The 22868-nt window shown below is 61.3% G+C and carries 17 protein-coding genes; 3 read left to right on the top strand and 14 right to left on the bottom strand.

The window, feature by feature from the left end:
- Nucleotides 1-54: 54 nt before the first annotated feature.
- The 8 genes from LOY38_RS00890 to LOY38_RS00855 form a co-directional block, all read right to left on the bottom strand.
- Nucleotides 55-1503, bottom strand: coding sequence for an efflux transporter outer membrane subunit (locus LOY38_RS00890; protein WP_258698468.1), 1449 nt, complete (start codon nt 1501-1503; stop codon nt 55-57).
- The gene (locus tag LOY38_RS00885) at nt 1500-2387 is read right to left on the bottom strand and encodes an HlyD family secretion protein (protein WP_258698467.1); all 888 of its coding nucleotides are present in this window, start codon (nt 2385-2387) and stop codon (nt 1500-1502) included. Before LOY38_RS00885 ends, LOY38_RS00890 begins: the two co-directional genes overlap by 4 nt.
- On the bottom strand, nt 2384-2593 hold the full coding sequence (locus LOY38_RS00880; protein ID WP_018929385.1) for a DUF1656 domain-containing protein: 210 nt from the start codon (nt 2591-2593) through the stop codon (nt 2384-2386). The genes LOY38_RS00885 and LOY38_RS00880 overlap by 4 nt, the downstream gene beginning before the upstream one ends.
- On the bottom strand, nt 2590-4662 hold the full coding sequence (locus tag LOY38_RS00875) for an FUSC family protein (RefSeq protein ID WP_258698466.1): 2073 nt from the start codon (nt 4660-4662) through the stop codon (nt 2590-2592). Before LOY38_RS00875 ends, LOY38_RS00880 begins: the two co-directional genes overlap by 4 nt.
- Nucleotides 4659-5087, bottom strand: coding sequence for a MarR family winged helix-turn-helix transcriptional regulator (locus tag LOY38_RS00870; RefSeq protein ID WP_258700639.1), 429 nt, complete (start codon nt 5085-5087; stop codon nt 4659-4661). Before LOY38_RS00870 ends, LOY38_RS00875 begins: the two co-directional genes overlap by 4 nt.
- 131 nt (nt 5088-5218) lie before the next feature.
- Nucleotides 5219-6694: a Fic family protein gene (locus LOY38_RS00865; protein WP_258698465.1), complete on the bottom strand. Its 1476-nt coding sequence runs from the start codon at nt 6692-6694 to the stop codon at nt 5219-5221.
- A gap of 101 nt (nt 6695-6795) precedes the next feature.
- A complete protein-coding gene (locus LOY38_RS00860; protein ID WP_258698464.1) occupies nt 6796-7041 on the bottom strand; it encodes a DUF2789 domain-containing protein in 246 nt (81 codons plus the stop codon).
- A 130-nt stretch (nt 7042-7171) separates the two neighbouring features.
- Complete coding sequence (locus tag LOY38_RS00855) at nt 7172-7639, bottom strand: aminoacyl-tRNA deacylase (protein WP_258698463.1); 468 nt, start codon at nt 7637-7639, stop codon at nt 7172-7174.
- 214 nt (nt 7640-7853) lie between these two features.
- On the opposite strand from LOY38_RS00855, the gene LOY38_RS00850 reads away from it, so the two are divergent.
- The 3 genes from LOY38_RS00850 to LOY38_RS00840 all read left to right on the top strand — a co-directional run bounded on the left by LOY38_RS00850 (nt 7854) and on the right by LOY38_RS00840 (nt 9995).
- Nucleotides 7854-8387: an NfeD family protein gene (locus LOY38_RS00850; RefSeq protein ID WP_258698462.1), complete on the top strand. Its 534-nt coding sequence runs from the start codon at nt 7854-7856 to the stop codon at nt 8385-8387.
- Nucleotides 8388-8389: 2 nt separating this feature from the next.
- The gene (locus LOY38_RS00845; RefSeq protein ID WP_258698461.1) at nt 8390-9148 is read left to right on the top strand and encodes a slipin family protein; all 759 of its coding nucleotides are present in this window, start codon (nt 8390-8392) and stop codon (nt 9146-9148) included.
- Between the two features lie 466 nt (nt 9149-9614).
- Entirely contained in the window at nt 9615-9995 is a 381-nt protein-coding gene (locus LOY38_RS00840) for a DUF6124 family protein (RefSeq protein WP_258698460.1), read from the top strand.
- A gap of 146 nt (nt 9996-10141) precedes the next feature.
- Here the strand turns inward: LOY38_RS00840 and LOY38_RS00835 are convergent, their stop codons facing one another.
- From LOY38_RS00835 to LOY38_RS00810, 6 genes are read right to left on the bottom strand one after another with little or no spacing between them, the layout of a single operon-like run.
- Complete coding sequence (locus LOY38_RS00835) at nt 10142-11077, bottom strand: sulfotransferase family protein (protein ID WP_258698459.1); 936 nt, start codon at nt 11075-11077, stop codon at nt 10142-10144.
- The gene (locus LOY38_RS00830) at nt 11065-11850 is read right to left on the bottom strand and encodes an aspartyl/asparaginyl beta-hydroxylase domain-containing protein (RefSeq protein WP_258698458.1); all 786 of its coding nucleotides are present in this window, start codon (nt 11848-11850) and stop codon (nt 11065-11067) included. Before LOY38_RS00830 ends, LOY38_RS00835 begins: the two co-directional genes overlap by 13 nt.
- Nucleotides 11847-12452, bottom strand: a complete 606-nt coding sequence (cysC, locus tag LOY38_RS00825) for an adenylyl-sulfate kinase (protein ID WP_258698457.1) — start codon at nt 12450-12452, stop codon at nt 11847-11849. The genes LOY38_RS00830 and cysC overlap by 4 nt, the downstream gene beginning before the upstream one ends.
- On the bottom strand, nt 12436-13953 hold the full coding sequence (locus LOY38_RS00820) for a TolC family protein (protein ID WP_258698456.1): 1518 nt from the start codon (nt 13951-13953) through the stop codon (nt 12436-12438). Before LOY38_RS00820 ends, cysC begins: the two co-directional genes overlap by 17 nt.
- Before the next feature lie 41 nt (nt 13954-13994).
- Entirely contained in the window at nt 13995-21851 is a 7857-nt protein-coding gene (locus LOY38_RS00815) for an Ig-like domain-containing protein (RefSeq protein WP_258698455.1), read from the bottom strand.
- Between the two features lie 50 nt (nt 21852-21901).
- Entirely contained in the window at nt 21902-22738 is an 837-nt protein-coding gene (locus tag LOY38_RS00810; protein WP_258698454.1) for a sulfotransferase, read from the bottom strand.
- Nucleotides 22739-22868: the final 130 nt, after the last annotated feature.

Raw genomic sequence — 22868 nt, 5'->3', positions numbered from 1 at the left:
CTTGCTCGACGGGTTCGCCGCGCGTCCCCATCAATTCAAAGCATAGCAACGGCCTCAGGGTTTGCCGGGTTGTGAGCCTTGCGTTCGTCCGCTTTCCCAGCCGCCGCCCAAAGCGAGGAACAAATCGATCTGGCTCATGGCGACTTGGGTGTTGGCCGAGGCCAGTTGCGCCCGGACATCGGTGTAGGTGCGGGTGGCTTGCAAATCCGCCAGGAACGACGCGCGACCGGCCTGAAAGAAGCGGTGGGTCTGGTCTGCCGCCAGTTGCGCCGATTGCTCGGCGTCAGCCAACGCATCGCGGCGCTGAAGCTGCGCGGAATACTGCGCCAGGCCAGTCTGAGTCTCGCGGATGGCGTTGAGCACCACACCATCGAAATGCGCCAGCGCGCCTTGGGTCGCGGCCTCGGCCTCACGGATTCGCGCGCGGGAGCCGTTGGACGGTACGGTCCAGGTCAGCAACGGGCCGAAGCCCCAGCGATTGGTCGCCGGTTTGCCGAGGTTTTCCAAAATGCCGACGGTACCGACGGTCGCGCCGATGCTGATGTCCGGGTACAACTCGCCGGTGGCAATGCCGATGCCGGCGGTCGCGACTGCCAATCTGCGCTCGGCCTGCCGTACGTCGGGGCGACGCTTGAGCAGCGTGGCGCCGTCACCCACCGGCAACAATTGCGCAATTTTCGGCAGCTCAGCGCAGTCGCTGGTGCCCGCAGGCAATTGCTCGACCGGTTTGGCCAGCAGCATCGACAAGCGAAACAGTCCGGCCTGACGTGCCGCTTCATAACGCGGCAATTCGGCGCGCAAGGATTTGAATTGGGTTTGCGAACGGGTGACCTGGGTTTCATCGCCGCGCCCGGCATCGCGCAGGCGCTGGGTCAGTGTGGTGCTCTGGGCTTGCAGATCGAGGGAATGCTGAGCAATCTCCCGCTCTTCGTTGGCCGCACAGACCTGGGTATAAGCCCGCACCACATCGGCCACCAACGTGATGCGCGCGGTGTCCGCTGCCGCCTGAGTCGCATCGGCATTGGCTTTGGCCGCTTCGATGCCGCGCTGTAACGTGCCGAACAGGTCGAACTGATAGGACGTGGTGATGCCGATATCGCCGACGTTGACCACCGGCACTTTATCCGCCAGCAAGAACGCCTCACCGGACTCCTGCAAACGCTGGGCGCCGACTTTCACGCCGCCGCTCCACCCTCCCGCCGCCTGCGCTTCGTCGACCTGAGCACGAGCCCGCGAAAGATTCGCCGCCGCCACCCGCAAATCGGTGTTGGAAGCCATGGCCTGCTGCACCAATTGGTCTAGACGCGGGTCCTGATACAAGCGCCACCAATCACTGGGCACCGGTGCCGAGACCACATCTTTACCGCTCACCGCCAGATCACCCTGAAATTCTTCACGGTGCACGGCGGCCTCGTTCGGCAAGTGATAATCCGGCCCGACCACCTGACAGGCCGACAGCAACAAGCCCAATCCGGCGACCGCCAAACCCGAGGCCCTGCTCATTTCGCCGGCTCCCCGGTTTGATCGTCAATGATCGACACCGTGGCTGTACGCCCGGCAATCATGCGGAAATCCTCCGGCACTTCGTCGAAAGCAATCCGCACCGGAATCCGCTGCGCCAACCGCACCCAGCTGAACGCCGGATTGACGTTGGGCAACAGGTTGCTGCCGCTGCTGCGATCGCGGTCTTCGATGCCGGCGACGATGCTTTCAACATGGCCGCGCAGGCGCGCACGGTCGCCGATCACGCGAATATCGACGCTCTGGCCGACATGAATGCCGTCCAGTTTGGTTTCTTCGAAATAACCGTCGATGTGGAAGGAATTGCTGTCCACCACCGACAACACCGGCCGCCCGGCGGTGACGAACTCCTGGGAACGCGGCGCACGGTCGTTGACGTAGCCATCCACCGGGCTGCGGATCAGCGAGCGGTCGAGGTTGAGCTGGGCGCTGTCCACCGTCACCTGCGCCTCCATTAACGCCACTTCGGCGCGGGCCACACGGGACTGGCTTTCCTCCAGTTGTTCGGCCGGGACCAGATTGCCGAGACCACGGTTACGCTTGGCTTCGCGCTGAGCCTGGGCCAGGGTTTCCTGGCGGTCGGCGACAGCGGCTTTGGCCTGACGCAGGGCCAGTTTGAAACGGTCCTGATCGATGCTGAACAGCACTTGGCCGCGCTTCACCCATTGGTTATCACGCACCTCCACTTGCTGGATCAGCCCCGACACGTCCGGGGCGATCTGCACGATATCGGCACGGATGTGCCCGTCCCGGGTCCAGGGCGCGAACATGTAATACATGACCATGCGCCAGACCATGACAACGGCGAAGGTCACGATCAACAGCGTCAGGACCACACGGCCGAGGGTCAAAAAAGGTTTTTTCATGTCATCAGGTATCGACTGAGTGAGTCCACAGCGCCAAGCAGCACAGCGTAGAGAGCCACGTTGAACAATGCCCGGTGCCAGACCAGACGGTAAAAGTGCAGGCGCGTCAGCACCCCGTGCACCAACAGGAACAACACGTAGGTAATGCCCATCAGCACCAGCAGCGTGGGCAGGAACACCCCGCTGATATCCAGATCACCGATCATAAAGGCGCTCCATCGATGCCATGGGGAAGCGGTTCCTCGAGTTCACCCGCGCCGACAAATTCGACCCCCGGCAACAGCGCCAGACGCAGGCCGCTCAAGGCGTGCAGCAAATGCAGACGGGTTTCGTCATCACCTTGGCCGCCGAGGGCGCGGCGGGTACGGTCGAGGGTCATCAGCAACGGACTGGGAGCCGGCAGACGTTCACCGGCCTTGAGACAGGCCTTGAAGTACGCACCGACTTCGGCCACCACCTGGCGCAGCAGCACTTGCGGCGCACCGGGCACTCGCGGCGAATAGGCGAGCAGGTCCAGCAGATTCAGCGCCACGCGCACTTCCCGCAGGGCGATGCCGGTGTCCTGGCCGGTCATGGCCAGACGCGGCAAATGCTGCATCAGGCGATCGAGCATCTGCACCCCCATGTGCCGATGTTCGGCCAGCGTGGCCGGCTCGGTCAGGCTGACGATGTCGCGCCAGCTGAAACGGGTCAGGCGCTTGGCCGCCAGTTCCGCGCCGAATGGCCGGGCGATCAAGGTCCAGATGAACGCGAACAGCAAACCCATGGGACCGGCCAGGTTGGAGTTGGCGAAGCTGAGAAAATCCGCGTCGTAGGCGCCCTGAATGCTGATGAAAGACGACGTGTTGACGATGGTCAGCAACATCCCCAGGTAGAAACGCGGCTGCACCGTCAGGGTGCCGACGCAGATGAACGGGATGGCGAACGCCAGCACCAGCATCGGGAAGTCATGCAGGTTCGGCAGGATCAGAAACAGATAAAGGCTGGCAAACAGCACCGACATCGCGGTCCAGAAAAAGAACCGGTAGATCTGCGGTGCCGGGTCATCCATCGAAGCGAAAAAACTGCACGCCACCGCCGCCAGGATCACTGCGCTGCCGCCATCGGTCCAGCCGAGCAGAATCCACAGCACCGAAGCGACAATGATGGCAGTGACCGTGGACGCGGCTGAATAGAGCATCAGCCCACGGTCGAGAAACGGTGACAGCCGACCGAGGCGCCAGTGCCGATACACCGCGCGCCAACTGTCCTGGCTCTCGCACTGAATGGCGTATTGCAGGCTGCGGCAGTCTTGCCATACATCGATCCATTCGCCGAGGCGATACAGGGCGTTGGAGAACAACAACTGCTTGCGATCATCCAGCGCCTCGGCACTCGGTTGCAGCGCTTCAAGCCGGTTTTTCAGGGCCTGCCAGCGGTCGAGGTCAGCGTCTTTGTGGTCGAGCCATTCGGTGGTCGCGATCAGCAGTGGCGCGAACTTATCCACAAGCTCCGGCGTGCGCCGCTCGAGGGCGTAAAGCGCATCGTCGAGGGCATCGATCACCGGCAGCAGATGGATCATTCGCCCGCGCAGTTCGTTGGTATTACGCACCGTCTGCGGTCGCGCGCCCTCGTGGGGCAACTGGCCAATCATCAATTCCAGGCTGTTGAAGTTCGCCACCATCGATGAACGCAGGGCGCTGACTTCCTCCGGCAGCACGTTACGGCTGAGGAAGCGCAGGCTGTAGGTCGAGGCATCGGCAAACCATTTGTTCACCGAATCGTTGAACACCGGCGCCAGCCGTCGCGGCCAGAACATGGCACCGACCACCGCCGCAACGGCGATGCCGAGAAAGATCTCTTCGGTGCGCGCCTCGGCCACATCCCACACCGCCAGCGGGTTATCCACCACCGGCAGGGCGATCAGCGGCAAGGTGTAACCGGCGAGCATCAAGGCGTAGCTGTTGGCGGTGCGCAAATGCAAGGACAGGAACAGCAGAATCCCGGTCCACAGCGCGACGACCACCACCAGCACATAAGGGCTCTGCACAAACATCGGCACGAAAAAAACCGCCGCCGCCGCACCGAGCAAAGTGCCAACTGCGCGGTACAGCGCCTTGGAGCTGGTCGGGCCGACGAACGGGCTGGAAACGATATACACCGTGGCCATCGCCCAATACGGACGTGGCATTTGCATGAGCATGGCGATGTACAACGCGATCATCGATGCGGCGAACGTGCGCACACCATAGAACCAGTCCCGCGCGGGGGGGACGCCGGTGAAAAATCCGCTCAAGGGTGCGCCACCGCTGGATGATTGGCCGCTTCGAAAGCTCTCAGTACCCGCAGTGCCGCTTCCAGATCACTCGGGGCGATCCCTTCGAGCACTTCATGGCGCAAACGCACCAATTCGACTTCGACCGCCTGCACCAGCTCGCGACCGGTCTCGGTCAGGCTCAGGCACTTGGCGCGGCGATCATGGACGTCTTCGGTACGGCAGACGTAACCGGCATGGCACAGCTGATCCAGCAAACGCACCAGAGACGGACTCTCCATCCCTGCCGCCTGCGCGACCGTCACCTGCCGCACACCCTCGCCCAAACGCCCGATCATCAACAGCGGGACGGCGCAGGCTTCGGAGATTCCATAGTTGACCAGCGTGGTCTGGCAGATCTTCCGCCAATGCCGGGCGGCCACCACCATGGAGCTGCTGATGGTCATCTGGAGAGCGGCGAGGTTCTTTGGCACGAGGGGCTGCACACACTGTTAGCTTGCTAACTATCAATATGGCATTGGAGGGGAAAGTTGGTCAAGTTTTGAAACAAATCTAATCCGTAAAGAACGTCTGACGCCTAGACACCAGTCAATAACCTTCCGGCTTCTTCTTCAATAAACTCAAAAACCTCCTCCGGCACGCTGTACTGAAACTGCTTGCGCCGGTGCTTTGACACCTTCCCGTCATTGTCCAGGCACATCATCACCAACTTCGACAGATCACTCCCGCGCACATCAAAACGTTGATTCACCGCCTTGATTACACGGTCGTACCGGTCGAGAAACTCGGTCTCTTCCCGCAATTCAACCTCCAAGGCACGACGGGCCATTTGCAGGGTGAATTCGACGCAACGAGTGGCGTCCCAGTAGCGATAAATGGATGGGTGGCCAATGAATTCGAAAGCCATTTGATCAGCGTCCAGCCAAGTGACATTCCAAAAATCGCGAGCGGGGTGTGAGAAATCCTTGAGGGCAGCCAGATAGTTGGACTCCTCGTGTTTCATCGCTACGGAAACAGGCAGTAAAAGGCCATTTTCCAGCGCGCCGGAATGGCAAAGGGTCTGGTGGATCAGGAAACGTGACAGCCGGCCATTGCCATCCATGAACGGGTGAAGAAAGACGAAACCAAATGCGGTCACTGCAGCCGCCACCAAGGGGTCGACCTGTTTTGAAGACTGATTGGAAAAGGTCATCAGTTCTTCCATCAGTTCACGGCACAGGTCCGGCGCGGGCGGGACGTAGCTGACGCCGGCGGCGCCTCTCAAGCCGTTATGCAGGTGGTTCTGTTCGTGGCGAAACAGAACAGCTTTGTCGAAAGGGTTGGAAACGGTGCTGTTCTGCAGCTCAACCAGATAGTCTTCACTCAGCTCGCGCCCTTCATGGGCCTGGCGCAGCAGTTGAACAAAACGACGAGATTTCTCTTCACTGGGTTCTTCTTTCTCGATGGCGAAGGAATCGCGAGTTTCGTGGAGGTAAGCCCAGTTGATGGCGCGGTCCATCATTTCGGGGGGCAACGTCGCCATGAAAGCTTTGGCTCGGCCGAGTATGTCGAGACTGAGCAGGGTTTCGAGTTCAGGCGTTCGCTCCACGGTGGCGCAGTAACGCAGAGAACCCAAGCCGTTGAAATCAATGCGCCAGCGGCTATTACGCACGGCCGGGCCGGTTACGTAGAGTTTTGGATCAAATAGCGTAACAACACTGCCCCGCACCGGTACCGAATACTCAAGCTGTTGGCCGGTGAAGCTCTCCCACAAGAAACAGGCCTTGCGGATAAACACGCCATTCGGGGCTTTAGCCAACTCATCCAGTAGTTGCTCAGCAGAAACCGTTTCAAGCGCCTGGGCAAGAATGCAGAGATTGATGCCTTCGTGCTTGAGAGCAAAAAGAATATGCTCAAGCATTGAGCCCTGAATGGGTGCCACAGACTGGGGAACAGCCAGGCAATCACCGATCAATGTGATACGAGTGACTGGCTTGATCGTCGCCGTGCGTTTGGGCGCGAAGGCCTTGAGATTCAGCGCATCGCGCAGGTAGGCGTATCCAATAACAGACATGGCGAGCTTCCATGGAAAAAATTCACTTTGGCGATTAAAGCTCAGATTTTTTTACCACTCACCAGTTTTTTTTACATTTCGCCATTTTTCTCCAGATTTTTTTACACCCCCCGCCCCTTCCTCAATAGCACATCCAACTGATCCACCACCTCCGCCCAATCCGCATCATCCAGAATCTCCTCACGCAGCAGCTCCGCCTGGCTCTCGCTCCAGAAGAACGCGTCCGCCAGGTGCAGTTCGGGTTTGAGCGGTGAATGGGTCGCGATGAATTTATCAATGCTTTCGGCGTCGTCAGGCAGGCCGAGTTGTTTGAACAAGGACGAGAGGCTGTGGGTAGGGGATTCCATGTTGGGCTCCTTCTTGATGGCTGAATGGGGTGACCACTGCGCGGTCAATCGCGAGCAGGCTCGCTCCCACAGTTGACTGCGTTTCCCTGTGGGAGCGGGCTTGCCCGCGATGACGGCGGTTATGTCGATGCTATGCCGTTTGACTCAACTCGCACACTTCGGCATGCGGCACCATTTTCAAATATTCCGGCACGCTCATGTGTACCAGATTGTTGTGGTTGCCGGCTTCGAGGTAGATGTCTTGCTGCCGGGTCAGCATTGGGTCGATGACCATGTCCAGCCCGTAGGATTCGCCCAATGCGGGCACGGCGCCGCGTTCGCAATCGTCGAACAGGCGCGGCAGGTTGCTTTCCCGGGTGACTTGCCATTCGCTGCTGCCACGTACTTTGCTCAGGTCCAGGTGACGGCTGGCGGGCAGCACGGCCATCAAGTAATGCCCGTGGCGATCGTCGAGGATCACCGATTTGGCCACCCGTTCGGCGGGAATGCCTGCGAGCCGAGCCGTTTCAAGGCTGCTGGCCGAGTGCGGATGGGAAACGATGTCATATTCGCAGTGCGCCTTTTCCAGGCTGTTCTGCACGGTTCTTGCCATACGCATGATGCACCTCGGTGTCCGCAACAGCGAAGGGCGGACGATGGTTAGAATTTTTTATCTCCATTAAAAGTCTAGGCCTGCTGGAGGGATCCGGCGGGAAATCCGCCCGTCGGACGCGGTCGACAACTGCTCAAAATTCATACAGCCGCAGGCTCAACTAGACTTGTACACAGAGCCACGACCGGCTCGCGGACGGATGACTCTCCCGGAGGGTCAAGTGAACATTCGTTGCTGTGTAATTGCGCTGCTGCTGGCCTTGAGCGGACCGGTTTTCGCGGCGGACACCGTCGTAGTGCTGGTTCCCGACCCCATCGGGATCTGGCTGATCACCTTTGGCATCGTGTTTATGATCGCCGAAGCGGCCTTGCCCAATTTCGGTGTGGTCGGTTTGGGCGGCATTGTGATGTTCGTGATCGGCGCGGTGATTCTGACCGATGCCGAAGTGCCTGTTCCCTTAATCATCGGCCTGGGGCTGATCAGCGCGCTGCTGCTGATTTTCCTGCTGATCCGCGCCTTGAAAACCCGACCGCGCCGCAATTTCAGCGGCGACGCCGAATTGCTGGGCAGCGTGACACCGATAACGTCGTTGCAGGCTGGCAATGCGTATGTCGGCTGGGTGCACCTGCAAGGCGAACAATGGCAAGTAATGAGCGCCACACCGCTGCAACCGGGACAACAGGTCCGGGTGGTGGCGCGCAAGGGTCTATTGCTGAAAGTGGCTGCGGCTGACGCGGCGCCGGGTGGAGAATAGTTATGGGCTTGCAACTGGGTTTTGCCGCGCTCCTGTTATTGCTGATTGCACTGGCGGGGTCGACCTTCCGCATCCTGCGCGAATACGAACGCGGCGTGGTGTTCCAGCTCGGACGCTTCTGGCAGGTCAAGGGCCCTGGGCTGATCCTGCTGATTCCGGCGGTTCAGCAAATGGTCCGCGTCGACCTGCGGACCGTGGTGCTCGACATACCGCCGCAAGACGTGATCACCCGGGACAACGTCTCGGTCAAGGTCAATGCGGTGCTGTATTTCCGCGTGCTCGACCCGCAAAGGGCGATCATTCAGGTCGAAGACTTTCTCATGGCCACCAGCCAACTGGCCCAGACCACGTTGCGGGCGGTGCTCGGCAAGCATGAACTCGATGAATTGCTGGCCGAGCGTGAACGGCTAAACGTCGACATCCAGCAAGTGCTCGATGCGCAGACCGATGCCTGGGGTATCAAGGTGGCCACCGTCGAGATCAAGCACGTGGACCTCAACGAATCGATGGTCCGCGCCATTGCCAAACAGGCCGAAGCCGAACGGGAGCGTCGGGCCAAAGTGATCCACGCCGAAGGTGAATTGCAGGCTTCGGAAAAACTCATGCAGGCGGCCGAAATGCTCGGGCGTCAGCCGGGGGCCATGCAGTTGCGCTACATGCAGACGCTGAGTTCGATTGCCGGGGACAAGAGTTCGACCATCGTCTTCCCGCTGCCGATCGAGTTGCTCAAGGGGATGGCGGATTTGTCGTCCAAGCCTTGAGGGCGCTAAAAGATCGCAGCCTTCGGCAGCTCCTACAGACGGTGTTTCAACCCGAAACGGCGGCCAACCCGGCTCCGTAGGAGCTGCCGAAGGCTGCGATCTTTTGACCTTCCCCACAGACACCAACGTCCGGTAGCCCCGTCGGAGATTTCCTTCAAGTTGTAGCGGTGTTGGTGAACTTGTTCCAACCCTAGCCCAAGTCTAGTCTGGCTTTGTCACTGAATAATCGGTGACACGGACGTGCAAGTCCGGGTAAAAGCATTTCCCAACACTGCTTCGGGCTAGTCATCAGGCATTTCTATGCCTGTTGTGATTGCTTTATGGCGGCTGTGTGCGGGAGACCTTCGGGTCTGCCGAGGTTTTTGGGATCGCTTACTCGGTCTTGCACCCCGCACATAGCTGCCACCCTAATTCGCGTGCAAGCGAACATCAGGTCAGCCTCCTTGCAATCAAAGCGAGTAATCCCATGTTCAAAGTAACGCCCAATCCGCCAGAAAACTCTGGCACCCCGTCCGATGAATCCATCGAAGCCGAAAAACTCAAAGAAGCCGCCGACCGCGCCTTCGCCCACTACTTTCCCCCGGCCACCGAAAAACCGGCCAAACGCCGCAAAGGTAACCTCTTCTCCGTCTCTCCCGACATCGACACCGAAGCCCTTCTGGCCAACGCCTCCGAAGACCTGCTGTCCATCAGCGCCATTGCTGCCGACCTGGCGGACGATGTGGACGGGACCCGGCGCTCGGTAGTCCTGGCCCTCAGCCGCTTGGCCGATGGCGTGCAGTTGCTCGTAGAGCGAGCGCTGGATAACTGGGAGGCGTCGCAGGTGCAGGCTCGGGCCAAGGCCTAGCCTCGCAGGTTTGTGGTGAATTGACCGCCGCCATCGCGAGCAGGCTCGCTCCCACAGTTGATCTTCATTGAACACAACCTATGTGTACGACTGAGATTCAATGTGGGAGCGAGCCTGCTCGCGATGGCGTCAGTGCCGTCGATACATCACTTGGCAACTAGCGCTTCATAAGACGCTCGCGCCCAATGCTCCACTCGTTCACGCAACAGCGCCGAGGCTTCACGATGCTTGTCATCGCTGTCGCCGACAAACACCTGCGACGGCTGCTTGGCATGTTGCCCCACTGCCGCAAACACCTGCCTGCGCTGCTCGATATCCAACGCAAAGAACGCTGCCAACCGCCCCGCCATGGCCTGCGGCAGTTCGCTGTAATTCACCGCCAGGCCGCCAAATGCCTGGCATTGCGCCAAGCCCGACGCCAGTAACCGCCCCAATCGTCGGGCGATGTAATCCTCGCGGCTGCCGAACGGAAATTCGTCATCCAGCACACTCGCCCCGATCATCCCCGGCACCATGTGCATGCCCGGGCGACGCAGATGCGAGACGGCGATTTCCAGCGGATCGCGATAAACAAACAACCACGGTGTTTCGGGGAAGCACTCGCGCAGCAACGGCAGTTCACCGATGTTCCAGGTGTCGAGTTTGATCACCAGCCGTTGTTCCATACCGAGCCGGCATTGTCCGTAGGCAGACAGCAATCCTTTGATGGCGGCACGCCGCTCGATGGCCGGTAAATCACTGCGCAGCAACGCATCCAGCGGCGGTGGCTCGCTGATGACGATGTGGTTGTCGAGTTGCGCCAGCATCTGGCTGATCAAGGTCGAGCCGCAGCGGGAGGCGTGAAAGATAAAGGCGCTCGGCGTCAGACCGGGGCTGCAAACCTGCCAGTCAGCGAGGGCCGACAATGCAGTTTTCCGGCGAAACGCCTGATTGAACGGCAGCCGCAGCGCGGCTTCCACCGCATCACGAAAAAACGGCTGATGCAGCCGCGTATCACCGAACCAGCACCAGTCGACTTGCCACTGCCCTGCCTCTGGCCACACGCGAATCGGCAACCAGCCTTCCAGGTTCAGGCGCTCCATTGTTCAGTCCATTGGCGGCGACCGTCGCGCATCGCCGCGCGCAGTTCTTCACGGGTGAACGCAAGGCCACACTCGGTGGCCAGCGCCAGGGTGCGGGCGATAAAGGCTTCGTTGTCCTGCACACTCTGCAAGGTTTTGCATAACTGCGGATCGCTGGCCACCAACGCCTTGAACTGCGCAAAAGCTTCATGAGCGATTTGCGGCGACGGCGTGGTTGCCAACCCATCGATAATCGCCTGCTCCAGCCAGGCACCGGGCCGGCAATCGAGCACCAGATGAATCCGTGCCTGGGTATCGCGGTTGTCCACGCGATGAGGCCGCGCCAGGTCGAGATACCAGCACTCGCCAGCGGTCATCGGCATGCGCCGACCGTCCAGCATGAAGTCCACTTGAGGGGGACTGAGCAGCGGAATATGCAGACGCAAATCAGCGTCTGGTTCGCCCAGGTCATAGTCGCGATGCTCGTGGATGCGCCCGCCCGGGCCGAGCCGCAAAAGGCGCGCGCAGACGATCTCCAGCGGCAGATCCCGCAGCCCTTGCTGCCATCGAACATCTTGCAGCCATGGCGCACGCAAAAGAGGATCACCGCGACCGGGCGACAATTCAGTCAAGGCATCGGCTGCGGAAATCAGCGCCACGCCGCTCCAGTCGCCAGTGTAATAAGCGCTGTTGAAATGACCATGCCAGTCGTCCTCGCCAATCGCCGCCAGCGCCTGCAACAGCAACGGCAAATCCACCGTCACCGGCAAGCGGGAGAATGCCGGCCGGCTCATCGTTTCGCCAGCACCGCGCATTCGCCGAGCCAGGTCAGCAAACGGTCAAGACAGGCCTCGACCGATTGCGCGCCCGTGTCGAGCACCAGCGACGCACACGGCGGTGGTTCGTAAGGCGCAGAGACACCGGTAAACCCCGCCATCTCACCCCGTCGAGCCCGGGCGTAATGACCTTTTGGATCACGCTGTTCACACACCGCCAAAGAGGCGCTGCACCAGACTTCGCGGTAATCCTCGCCCAACCGTTGGGCGAACACTTCGCGCAACTCCACCAAGGGCGCAATCATCGCGAGGATGACAATCTGCCCGTTCTCGACCAACAGCGCCGCGAGTTCGCTCGCGCGGCGGATGTTTTCCAGGCGATCGCTGTCGGCAAACCCCAGATCGCGATTGAGCCCGACCCGCAGTCCGTCGCCATCGAGCACCACACTCTGCACACCGTGTTCGAACAGCTCGGCGTGCAGTGCCTGGGCCAATGTCGACTTGCCCGCCGCCGGTAAGCCGGTCAGCAGAATCGCCGTGCCGCGATGGCCGTTGCGGGCCTCCCGTTGTGCGCGGCTGATGCTCGCCGTCGGTGCCAGCAGGTTAGCGGGCCGGGGCATGGGCCACCGGCGGTACTGAGATGTTGCCCGCCGCCCACGCCTCTTCGCGATTGGCCAGCGCCGTGGCGATGGATTGGACTTCGGTCGATTGCACTTCGTCCGGCAGCGGATCGAGACCGGCGCTGGCGAAGATTTGCCCATAAGCGTTACGCAGGTCGGCGTAGGACAGGTCGCGACGCAGATCCGCCTGCAATGTGTTCAGTTCGCCCTGGATCAGGTCCAGTTCGCCCAGCCCGGCCGCCTGATAGCGATTGCGCAGTTGGCCGACGATTTGCCCGTCGATGTTCGACAGTTGCTGATTGGTCTGGAACTGTCGCAATGCTTCGCGGTAATTGGCGTTGGCCACGTAGAGCTGGGCCAGCACCGCGATGGACATCGCCTGACGGCGCGCCGTAGCGACTTCTTCACCGGCCTTGGCGACGTCGATCGCGGCGGGTGCGGAAATCACGTTGAACAGGTTCCAGGTGACTTTCACCCCGTAATCCGCCCAGCCTTGCTCGACTAAAAACGAGTTGCTGTCGTAATGCCCGCCAGCGGAGAACTCCAGGCCCGGCAACAGGCGCAGCATGGCTTTGCGGGTTTCGGCGGCGCTGATGCGGGTCTGGTAATCCTGCTCGCGCAACTCCGGCCGACTGGTCAGGGCTTCCTGTTCCAGGCTGGCGAGGTCGACCTTGAGTTCCGGAATGACATAATCGTCCTGGGTCGCCAGCGTCAGCTCGGTATTCAGTGGCAGGTTGATCAGGGTCGCCAGTTCGGTTTTCGCCAGCGACAGCGCGCGGCGTTGTTCTTCCAGTTGCCGGGTGGCTTCAATCAGCGAGCGCTGATAACCCAATGCCTGAATCGGATCGCCAATGCGCTGCTCGCTCATGCTTTGGCTATTGTGGCGGGCGGTTTCGACCCGGGCCATCAGGCTGTCGATCTGTTTGAGCAAACGTTCGGCGGCCATGGCTCGCCAATAGGCCGAGCGCACGTCCTGGACGATGGTGTTGATCACCTTGCGCCGACGCTCCTGCACGATCAGCCGCTGATCGCCCTGTTGCTTGGCGCTGATGTAGCTGACACCGAAGTCGAGCACGTTCCAGACCATGGTCAGGTCCGCCACGTCACGGTCGCGGTCCTGGGAGGTCGACGGTTCCAGGGACTGGGTGCCGGTTCGCACGCTCTGGCTGCTGGAAGCGTCGACGTTGTTACGCCCCACGTAACCAGCATCCAGCGCCATGCGCGGCAACATGTCGAAACTGGCGAGGTCGAGTTGGCGCTTAGCCAAGGCCTCTTCCATGATCTTGAGCCGGCCTTCGAGGTTGTATTTCACCGCGCGAGCCATGGCCTGGTGCAGGGTCAGCGGCCCGCTGAGGGGCTCCTGACCCTTGTACATGCTTTGCAGATCGCTTTTGGCGCGCTGTTGGCTGACGCTGCGTTCGATCGGTTGACTGGTGACTGCACATCCGCTGATCGCCAGCGCCAGCAAGCTGGCGCCGAACAACTTCTGACTTCTTTTCATCCCCGTATTGCCCCCGGTGCCGCACTGCTTTAATGGTTTTTTCAGGCCTGCATTTCACTGATGCCGACCTGCTGCAAAGCCGCGGCCAGGCTGTCGACCTGCCGTTGCTCGGTGTCTTTGAGCTGTTGTAATTGCTGGCCAAGAGTTGGTGCGCCAAACACGCCGCGCAACCCTTGGGAAGCATCCCCCGCCCTGATTGACTGATTACCAAAGGTGTTCAGCGAATCCCCCTCGCTACCGGTGTTTTGATTGAACAGGCTCGACAGCGTGCTGCTGCCGAAAACCCCGCCATCGCCCCCGCCAAAGCCCAGGAAACCGTGGCCCGAGCCATCGCCACCGTTGTCGCTGCTGCTGAATACCTGGGCGATAAAGCTTGGCGCCAGCGCCCCGTGGTTCATGAAAATGTCGCCCAGAGGCCGAATGCCATTGCCGATCACCCGTTGTTCAAACAGCGGGGCAAAGGTCAGCGGCGAGCCGAGATCGCCAGTGGGTGGGGTGAAGATGATCGGTTGCAATGGCACGTTGGGCTGAGCGGGTACGGTGACAGGCGGTAAGACCACAAACGTCGGCACGGTGTTGATCGTGTAGTTGTTGGATACCGCGACGCTGGCGCCCAGGTTGCCCGCCAGGTCCGTTACATTGCTGGTGTCCAGTGCAATGAAGTTACTCGGGTCGGTGATGTTCGCAGTGGGCGTGAAGGTGCCGGTCCAGGTCTTGCCACCGTCGCTGCTGGCCAGGTTGGTCAGTTCACCGTTGGTCACGCTCAGGTCCGACAAATCGAAATCGCTGACCGCCTCGCTGAACGTGAAGGTCACCAGCGTCGTCTGGCCAATCCCCAGCACCGGGTTGGCAACCACGATGGTGACGGTCGGGCGGGTCGCATCGAGCGCGTAGTTGTTGGAGATGGCGATGCTGGCGCCGGCATTGCCCGCGGCGTCGAGCACATTGCCGGTGTCGAGCAGGATCAGGTTGGTCGCATCGTTGATGCTCGCGGTCGGCGTGAGCGTAGCGGTCCAGGTCACACCACCGTCGTTGCTGGCCAGGTTGGACAGCACGCCATTGGCCACGCTGAGGTCCGACAGGTCGAAACCGGACACTGCTTCGCTGAAGGTAAAGGTCACCGTGGTGGTCTCGCCGATACCCAGTTTATTGTCCGCGACCACAATGGTCGCGGTCGGGCGAGCGGTGTCGATCGCGTAGTTGTTGGAGTCGGTCACGCCGACGCCGCTGTTGCCCGACCCATTGATCACACCGCTGTTGTCCAGGGTGATCAGGTTAGTGGTGTCCGTCACGCTGGCTGCAGGCGTGAACGTCGCGGTCCAGGTGACGCCGCCATCGCTGGACGAAACGCTGCTGAGGGTGCCGTTGGCAACGCTCAGGTCGGCGTTGGTGAAACCGCTGACCGCCTCAGAGAAGGTGATGGTGACCAATGAGGTTTCACCGACCTTGAGGGCGTTGTCGGCGACCACGATGGTGGCGGTCGGCACCTGGGTTTCCACCACATAGTTGGCCGAGTTGGTGGTGCCCGACCCGGTATTGCCGGCTACGTCGGTCACGCCGGTATTGTTCAGAGTGATGACGTTGCTGGCGTCGGTAATCCCGGCAGTCGGGGTGAAGGTCCCGGTCCAGGTGATGCCACCGTCGCTGCTGCTCACCGCACTCAACGTACCGTTGGCGACGCTCAAATCACTGTTGTCGAAACCCGTCACCGCTTCGCTGAAGGTGATGGTGACCAGGGCGGTTTCCCCCGGTTTCAGGGTCGTATCGCTCAACACGATGGTCGCCGTCGGGCGTTGGCTGTCGATGGCGTAGTTGTTGGAATCGGTGGTGCCGCTACCAGCGTTGCCGGCCGCATCGGCCACCCCGGTGTTGTCCAGGGTAATCAGGTTGGTCGAATCGGTGATGCTCGCCGTCGGCGTCAGGGTGGCGGTCCAGGTGATGTTATCGCTGGTGCTCAGACTGCTCAGAGTACCGTTGCTCACCGTCAGGTCGGCCGTGGTAAATCCGGTCACCGCCTCGGAGAACGTGATGGTCACCACCGATGTTTGACCCACCGCCAGTGCCGAGTCCGCGACCACGATGGTTGCCGTTGGTCGCACGGTGTCGATGGCGTAGTTGTTGGAGTCAGTGGTGCCGCTGCCGGCGTTGCCCGAGCCATTTTGCACACCGCTGTTGTCCAGGGTGATGACGTTACTGGTGTCGGTGATGGCGCTGGTCGGGGTGAAGGTTGCGGTCCAGGTGATACCGCCATCGCCACTGCTGACGGAGGTCAAGGTGCCGTTGGCGATGGTCAGGTCGGCGTTAGTGAAACCGGTCACTGCTTCGCTGAAGGTGATGGTCACCAGCGACGTTTCACCGATTTTCAGTGCATTGTCAGCCACCACGATGGTGGCCGTCGGCAGCACGGTATCGATGGTGTAGTTGCCGGAGTTGGTGGTGCCGCTGCCAGTGTTGCCGGCCACATCGGTGACACCCGTATTGGCCAGGGTAATGACGTTGCTCGAGTCATTCACACCGACGGTCGGGGTGAAGGTCGCAGTCCAGGTGATACCGCCGTCGCTGCTGCTGACCGCGCTCAAGGTGCCGTTGGCGATGCTCAGGTCGGCGTTGGTGAAACCCGTTACTGCCTCGGAGAAGGTAATGGTCACCAGCGACGTTTCGCCTGCACTCAGGGTAGCGTCGGCTAGCACAATGGTCGCGGTCGGGCGCACCGTGTCGATGGCGTAGTTGTTGGAATCGGTGGTGCCGCTCCCGGCATTGCCTGCCAGGTCGTTGACCCCGGTGTTGTCCAGGGTAATCAGGTTAGTGGTGTCGTCGATGCTCGCGGAAGGTGTGAAGGTCGCGGTCCAGGTGATACCGCCGTCGCTGCTGCTCACCGCGCTCAACGTGCCGTTGGCAATGGTCAGGTCGGCGTTGGTGAAACTGCTCACCGCTTCGCTGAAAGTGATCGTCACCAGGGAGGTTTCGCCGATTTTCAGCGCCGTGTCCGCGACCACGATGGTGGCCGTCGGGCGCACGGTGTCGATCGCGTAGTTGTTGGAGTCGGTGGTGCCGCTACCGGCATTGCCCGAGCCATTTTGCACACCGCTGTTATCCAGGGTGATCAGGTTGGTTGCGTCGGTAATGCTGGCCGTCGGGGTGAACGTGGCGGTCCAGGTGATACCGCCGTCGCTGCTGCTGACCGCGCTCAAGGTGCCGTTGGCAATCGTCAGGTCGGCGTTGGTGAAACCGCTCACCGCTTCGCTGAAAGTAATGGTCACCAGCGACGTTTCACCGATTTTCAATGCATTGTCAGCCACCACGATGGTGGCCGTCGGCAGCACCGTATCGATGGTGTAGTTACCCGAGTTGGTGGTGCCGCTGCCAGTGTTGCCGGCCACATCGGTGACACCGGTATTGGCCAGGGTAATGACGTTGCTCGAGTCATTCACACCGACGGTCGGGGTGAAGGTCGCGGTCCAGGTGATGCCGCCGTCGCTGCTGCTCACCGCGCTCAAGGTGCCGTTGGCAATCGTCAGGTCGGCGTTGGTGAAACCGCTCACCGCTTCGCTGAAGGTGATGGTCACCAGCGAGGTTTCGCCTGCTGTCAGCGTTGTATCAGCCAGCACAATCGTGGCGGTCGGGCGCACTGTGTCGATGGCGTAGTTGTTGGAGTCGGTGGTGCCGCTACCGGCATTGCCCGCCAGGTCGCTGGCCCCGGTGTTGTCCAGGGTAATCAGGTTAGTGGTGTCGTTGATGCTCGCGGAAGGTGTGAAGGTCGCGGTCCAGGTGATACCGCCGTCGCTGCTGCTGACCGCAGTCAACGTGCCATTGGCGATGGTCAGGTCGGCGTTGGTGAAACCGCTGACCGCTTCACTGAAGGTGATCGTGACCAGAGAGGTTTCGCCGATTCTCAGCGCCGTGTCCGCGACCACGATGGTGGCTGTCGGGCGCACCGTGTCGATGGCGTAGTTATTGGAGTCGGTCGTGCCGCTGCCCACGTTACCGCTGGCGGCAGCCTGCACACCGGTGTTGTCCAGGGTGATCAGGTTGGTCGCGTCGGTAATGCTGGCGGTCGGAGTGAAGGTTGCGGTCCATGTTATGCCGCCGTCACTGCTGCTCACCGCGGTCAACGTGCCGTTGGCAATCGTCAGGTCGGCGTTGGTGAAACCGGTAACGGCCTGGTCGAAGGTGATGGTCACCAGTGAGGTTTCACCGATTTTCAGTGCGTTGTCCGCCACCACAATCGTCGCGGTCGGCGGAGCGGTGTCGATCGCGTAGTTGTTCGAATCGGTGGTGCCGCTACCGGCATTGCCCGCCAGATCGCTGACCCCGGTGTTGTTCAGGGTGATCAGGTTGGTCGAGTCATTGACGCTGGCCGTCGGAGTAAATGTCGCGGTCCAGGTGATGCCGCCATCGCTGCTGCTCACCGCGCTTAACGTGCCGTTGGCAATCGTCAGGTCGGCGTTGGTGAAACCGCTCACCGCTTCGCTGAAAGTAATGGTCACCAGCGACGTTTCGCCCGCGGTCAGGGTTGTATCAGCCAGCACAATCGTGGCGGTCGGGCGCACCGTGTCGATGGCGTAGTTGTTCGAATCAGTGGTGCCGCTACCGGCGTTGCCCGCCAGGTCGCTGACTCCGGTGTTGTCCAGGGTGATCAGGTTGGTCGTGTCGTTGATGCTGGCGCTCGGGGTGAAGGTCGCCGTCCAGGTGATACCGCCATCGCTGCTGCTCACCGCCGTGAGCGTACCGTTGGCGATGGTCAGGTCGGCGTTGGTAAAACCGCTCACCGCCTCGGAGAAGGTGATGGTCACCAGCGAGGTCTCGCCGATTTTCAGCGCCGTGTCCGCGACCACGATGGTGGCTGTCGGGCGCACGGTGTCGATCGCATAGTTGTTGGAATCGGTGGTGCCGCTGCCGGCATTGCCGACAGCATCGCTGACCCCGGTGTTGTCCAGGGTGATCAGGTTGGTCGTGTCGCTGATGCTGGCGCTCGGGGTGAAGGTCGCCGTCCAGGTGATGCCGCCGTCACTGCTGCTCACCGCAGTGAGTGTACCGTTGGCGATGGTCAGGTCGGCATTGGTGAGCCCGGTCACCGCCTCGCTGAAGGTGATCGTCACCAGCGAGGTTTCGCCGATTCTCAGCGCCGTGTCCGCCACCACGATGGTCGCGGTCGGACGGAGCGTATCGATCGCATAGTTGTTCGAATCGGTGGTGCCGCTACCGGCGTTGCCCGCCAGATCGCTGACCCCGGTGTTGTTCAGGGTGATCAGGTTGGTCGTGTCATTGACGCTGGCCGTCGGGGTGAAGGTCGCCGTCCAGGTGATGCCGCCATCGCTGCTGCTCACCGCCGTGAGCGTACCGTTGGCAATCGTCAGGTCGGCATTGGTGAACCCGCTGACCGCTTCGCTGAACGTAATGGTCACCAGCGACGTTTCGCCAATACTCAGGCTGGTATCGGCCACCACCAGGGTCGCGGTCGGGCGCACGGTATCGATGGCGTAGTTGTTCGAATCGGTGGTACCGCTCCCGGCATTACCCGCCAGGTCACTGACCCCGGTGTTGTCCAGGGTGACCAGGTTGGTCGAATCGGTGATGCTGGCGGTCGGGGTGAAAGTCCCCGTCCAGGTGATGCCGCCATCACTGCTGCTCACCGCTGTGAGCGTACCGTTGGCAATCGTCAGGTCGGCGTTGGTGAGACCGGTGACCGCTTCGTTGAAGGTGATGGTCACCAGCGAGGTTTCGCCGACTTTCAGTGCCGTGTCGGCAAACACGATGCTGGCGGTCGGGCGTACCGTGTCGACCGTGTAGTTATTGGAGTTGGTGGTGCCGACGCCGGCGGTGCCCAGGCCGTTTATCACCCCGGTGTTGTCCAGGGTGATGACGTTGGTCGTATCGGAAATACTGGCGGACGGCGTGAACGTTGCCGTCCAGGTGATGCCGCCATCGCCGCTGCTTACTGCACTCAAGGTGCCATTGGCGATGGTCAGGTCCGCATTGGTGAAACCGATCACGGCCTCGGAAAAGGTGATCGTCACCAAGGACGTTTCGCCGATGCTCAGCGTGGTGTCAGCCACCACAATGGTCGCGGTCGGCGGCGGCGAATACGCGGTGTTGAGTACACCACCGTCGTTGTAGATGGTCGCGACGGAGGTCGGCGAGGTGCCGGTTGTACCTCCGCCCAGCGCGGCACCACCGGCACCACTGCCCGCGGCATTACCGGCCAGGGCGGCGAAGTTGGCGGCCGTGATCAGCAGCGTGCCTTTGTTCCAGATCGCACCGACGCCCCGGCCGCCCGCGCCGCCATTGGTGGCATTGCTGCCGTAGCCACCGCCACCGCCGCCACCGCCACCGGCGCCGATGTTGTTGCTAATGGTCGACGTGCCGACAATGGTGATGGTGCCGCTGCTGGCGTTGTAGATCCCGCCTACCGCATTGCCGCCAGCGCCACCTACCTTGTCCCAACCGGCCCCGCCGCCGCCACCGCCAATGGAAATCGTGCCATTGGTGGCCGTCGCACCGTTACCGCCGTTGCTGTAATAGGAAACGCCCTGCCCGCCAGCTCCGCCAGTGGTGGTACCGCCGCGACCGCCCATGTGGGTCGCGTCATAACCGCCGCCGTAACCACCGGCGCCGCCGCCGCCCGCCTGGCCGCCCAACGTGCCGGTGCCCGGCCCTGCCGAACCGCCATGCCCGCCGCCCTGGCCGCCCAAGCCGCCGCCACCACCACCGCCACCGCCGTAAAAAGCGCCGGTGACACCGCCGCCGCCACCGCCACCGGAAGCGGCGTTGGAGGTCACGGTAACGTTGCTCAGGGTCAGAATCCCTGCGTTGAAAATCCCCCCGGCCATCGCGCCCGAGGCACCGTAGCCACCGTTACCACCCGTGCCCGACACCAGACCCCGGGTGATCACCAGACCATCGAGCGTCACGATGCTGCCAGACGCCACTTCAATCACTCGGGTCCTGTACTGACCATCGAGAGTCACATCCGCCGCGCCGTCGTTGTTCAAGTCGCCATCAACGGTGATGTTCTTGTTGATCAGCAGTTCGGAGGTCAGCTGCACCGTCATGCTGCTGCTAAAGGTGACGATGTCGCCGTTCTGCGCCGAGGCGATGGCCGCACGCAGTGAGCCGACGCCCGTGTTGGCGTTGTTGGTGGCGGTCCAGGTGGCCAGCCCCCACTGATAGTCACTCATGGCCGTGGTCGAGAGCACGTTGGCGCTTTCGATGTTGCCGGTAGCGATTTCCAGATTCCAGTCGCCACCCACCCCGGTGCGGTTGCTGGAAGCGGCGATATCACGGCCGGTCAGTTGCGCCAGGGAGTCGACGAAACTCAAGCCGCGCTCGCCTTCGGCGGTGTAGCAGCCGTAGATCAGGATATCGCCGCCGACGTTCATGTCCTTGCCGATTTCCGCCAGCACGGCGCTGCGGGCCGCGACGTTGTCGGCAGACAGGTAGCTATTGCCCAACCACAGATCGCCCGCGTTGCCGTGGGCAATGATCTGCACCGAGCTGATGCCCTGATGGTGATCGAGGTAGTCGGCAATCTGCTGCAAGCCGTCCTTGCTCGCATCCAACTGAACCACTTGAGTGCCGGGCGCGACGCCCTGAAGCAGGCTGTTGGCGTCCTTGACCCGAGAATCGACAAACACCACGCTCTGCCCCGGCACCGCAACGGGGGTCGGTGTGGGCGTGGCATCGGCCTGACCGTGGGTGTCCTTGCTGGCGACCGGCTGGTCGGCAGTCGGCGCCTTGATCGCCTCGGCGGTGGTATGGCTGTCAGCCTGGGCGGTGTCGGCAACCGTGGCGGCCACCGCGCCGTCGAACAGCATGCGCGGCTCCAGGGACATAATCATTGGCGAGGCCAGCGCTCGTGCGCCTTCGGTAACCCGCGACTTGCCTTTGCTCCACCACATGCTGCTCACCCGGACTCGAACTTTTTGACGGATCAATGAAAACGCCGCGATCAACTGATCGCGGCGTCGGCTTTCATACGAATGACATTGGCGGCGCTGGCAGAGCCATCGAGCCAAAAGGACAACTCGGCGTACTGCTTGAACAAATCCGGCGGCAGGATTGTGCGCCTGGATTGCAATTGGACCTTGGCCTTCACCTTGTGCAACCCCGAAAGGCCGAGGGCCTGATCGAATTCCGGTGCGTCGTAGGCCAAATGATCGAAGTCATGTTCGAACCAGGGTTCGCCGATGAAGTCGTAGACCAACCGCATCACCCGCTCCGGCGCCTGGCTCAGCAGGTCGTAATCGATGATCAGCAACGAGTCGGCGTGTTCGCCGTAATAGGCTTCCTTGAGGGCGGCCCAGGAAAACCCCACCAGCCGATTGCGCTGGGCCAGGGTTTCGCAGCGGCTGTAGACCGTGTTGCGTTCGACTGCATCGCCGAACAGCTTGGTGTTTTCGAAGGGATTGGCGCGGTACAAGCGCTCGAGGCTGTCCATGACCCAGGCGACATTGCGCACGCAGGCAATGATCTTGGCTTGAGGAAACAGATCGCTGATCGCCGGCAGGCGCGAACTCCACAGGCGGTTCGTGTCGAACACCACCTGTTTGTCGGCCTTGTCGGCGTAGAAGGAATCGAACAGGCCACGCAACAGGCGGCGACGCAGATCGGTATCGATCACCGCACCGAATTCGCTGCCGGCGCTGCATTGCTCCAGAACACCGGAAAATAGCGCGCCAACGGGGCTGGTCATGCCGGCATGAAAGCGTGGGTTCTGCAAAAGAATCGCAGAAAGCAGGGTCGAGCCTGAGCGCGGCAAACCGGAAATAAAGTGAAAGTGCTGCATCCATTCACCCGCCAAAAGTCCTTTTGTATGACGAGCGTAGACCATGAATTGTCTTACAGCTAGTGGTGTTTTGATATCAAACCGGAGCTAAATCGACTGGAAAACGCCATTTATATAACGGCCTGAAAGA

Source organism: Pseudomonas sp. B21-015, assembly GCF_024749285.1.
In the GTDB taxonomy this organism is placed as follows: Bacteria; Pseudomonadota; Gammaproteobacteria; order Pseudomonadales; family Pseudomonadaceae; genus Aquipseudomonas.
This window is presented reverse-complemented; position numbering and strand designations above follow the sequence as displayed.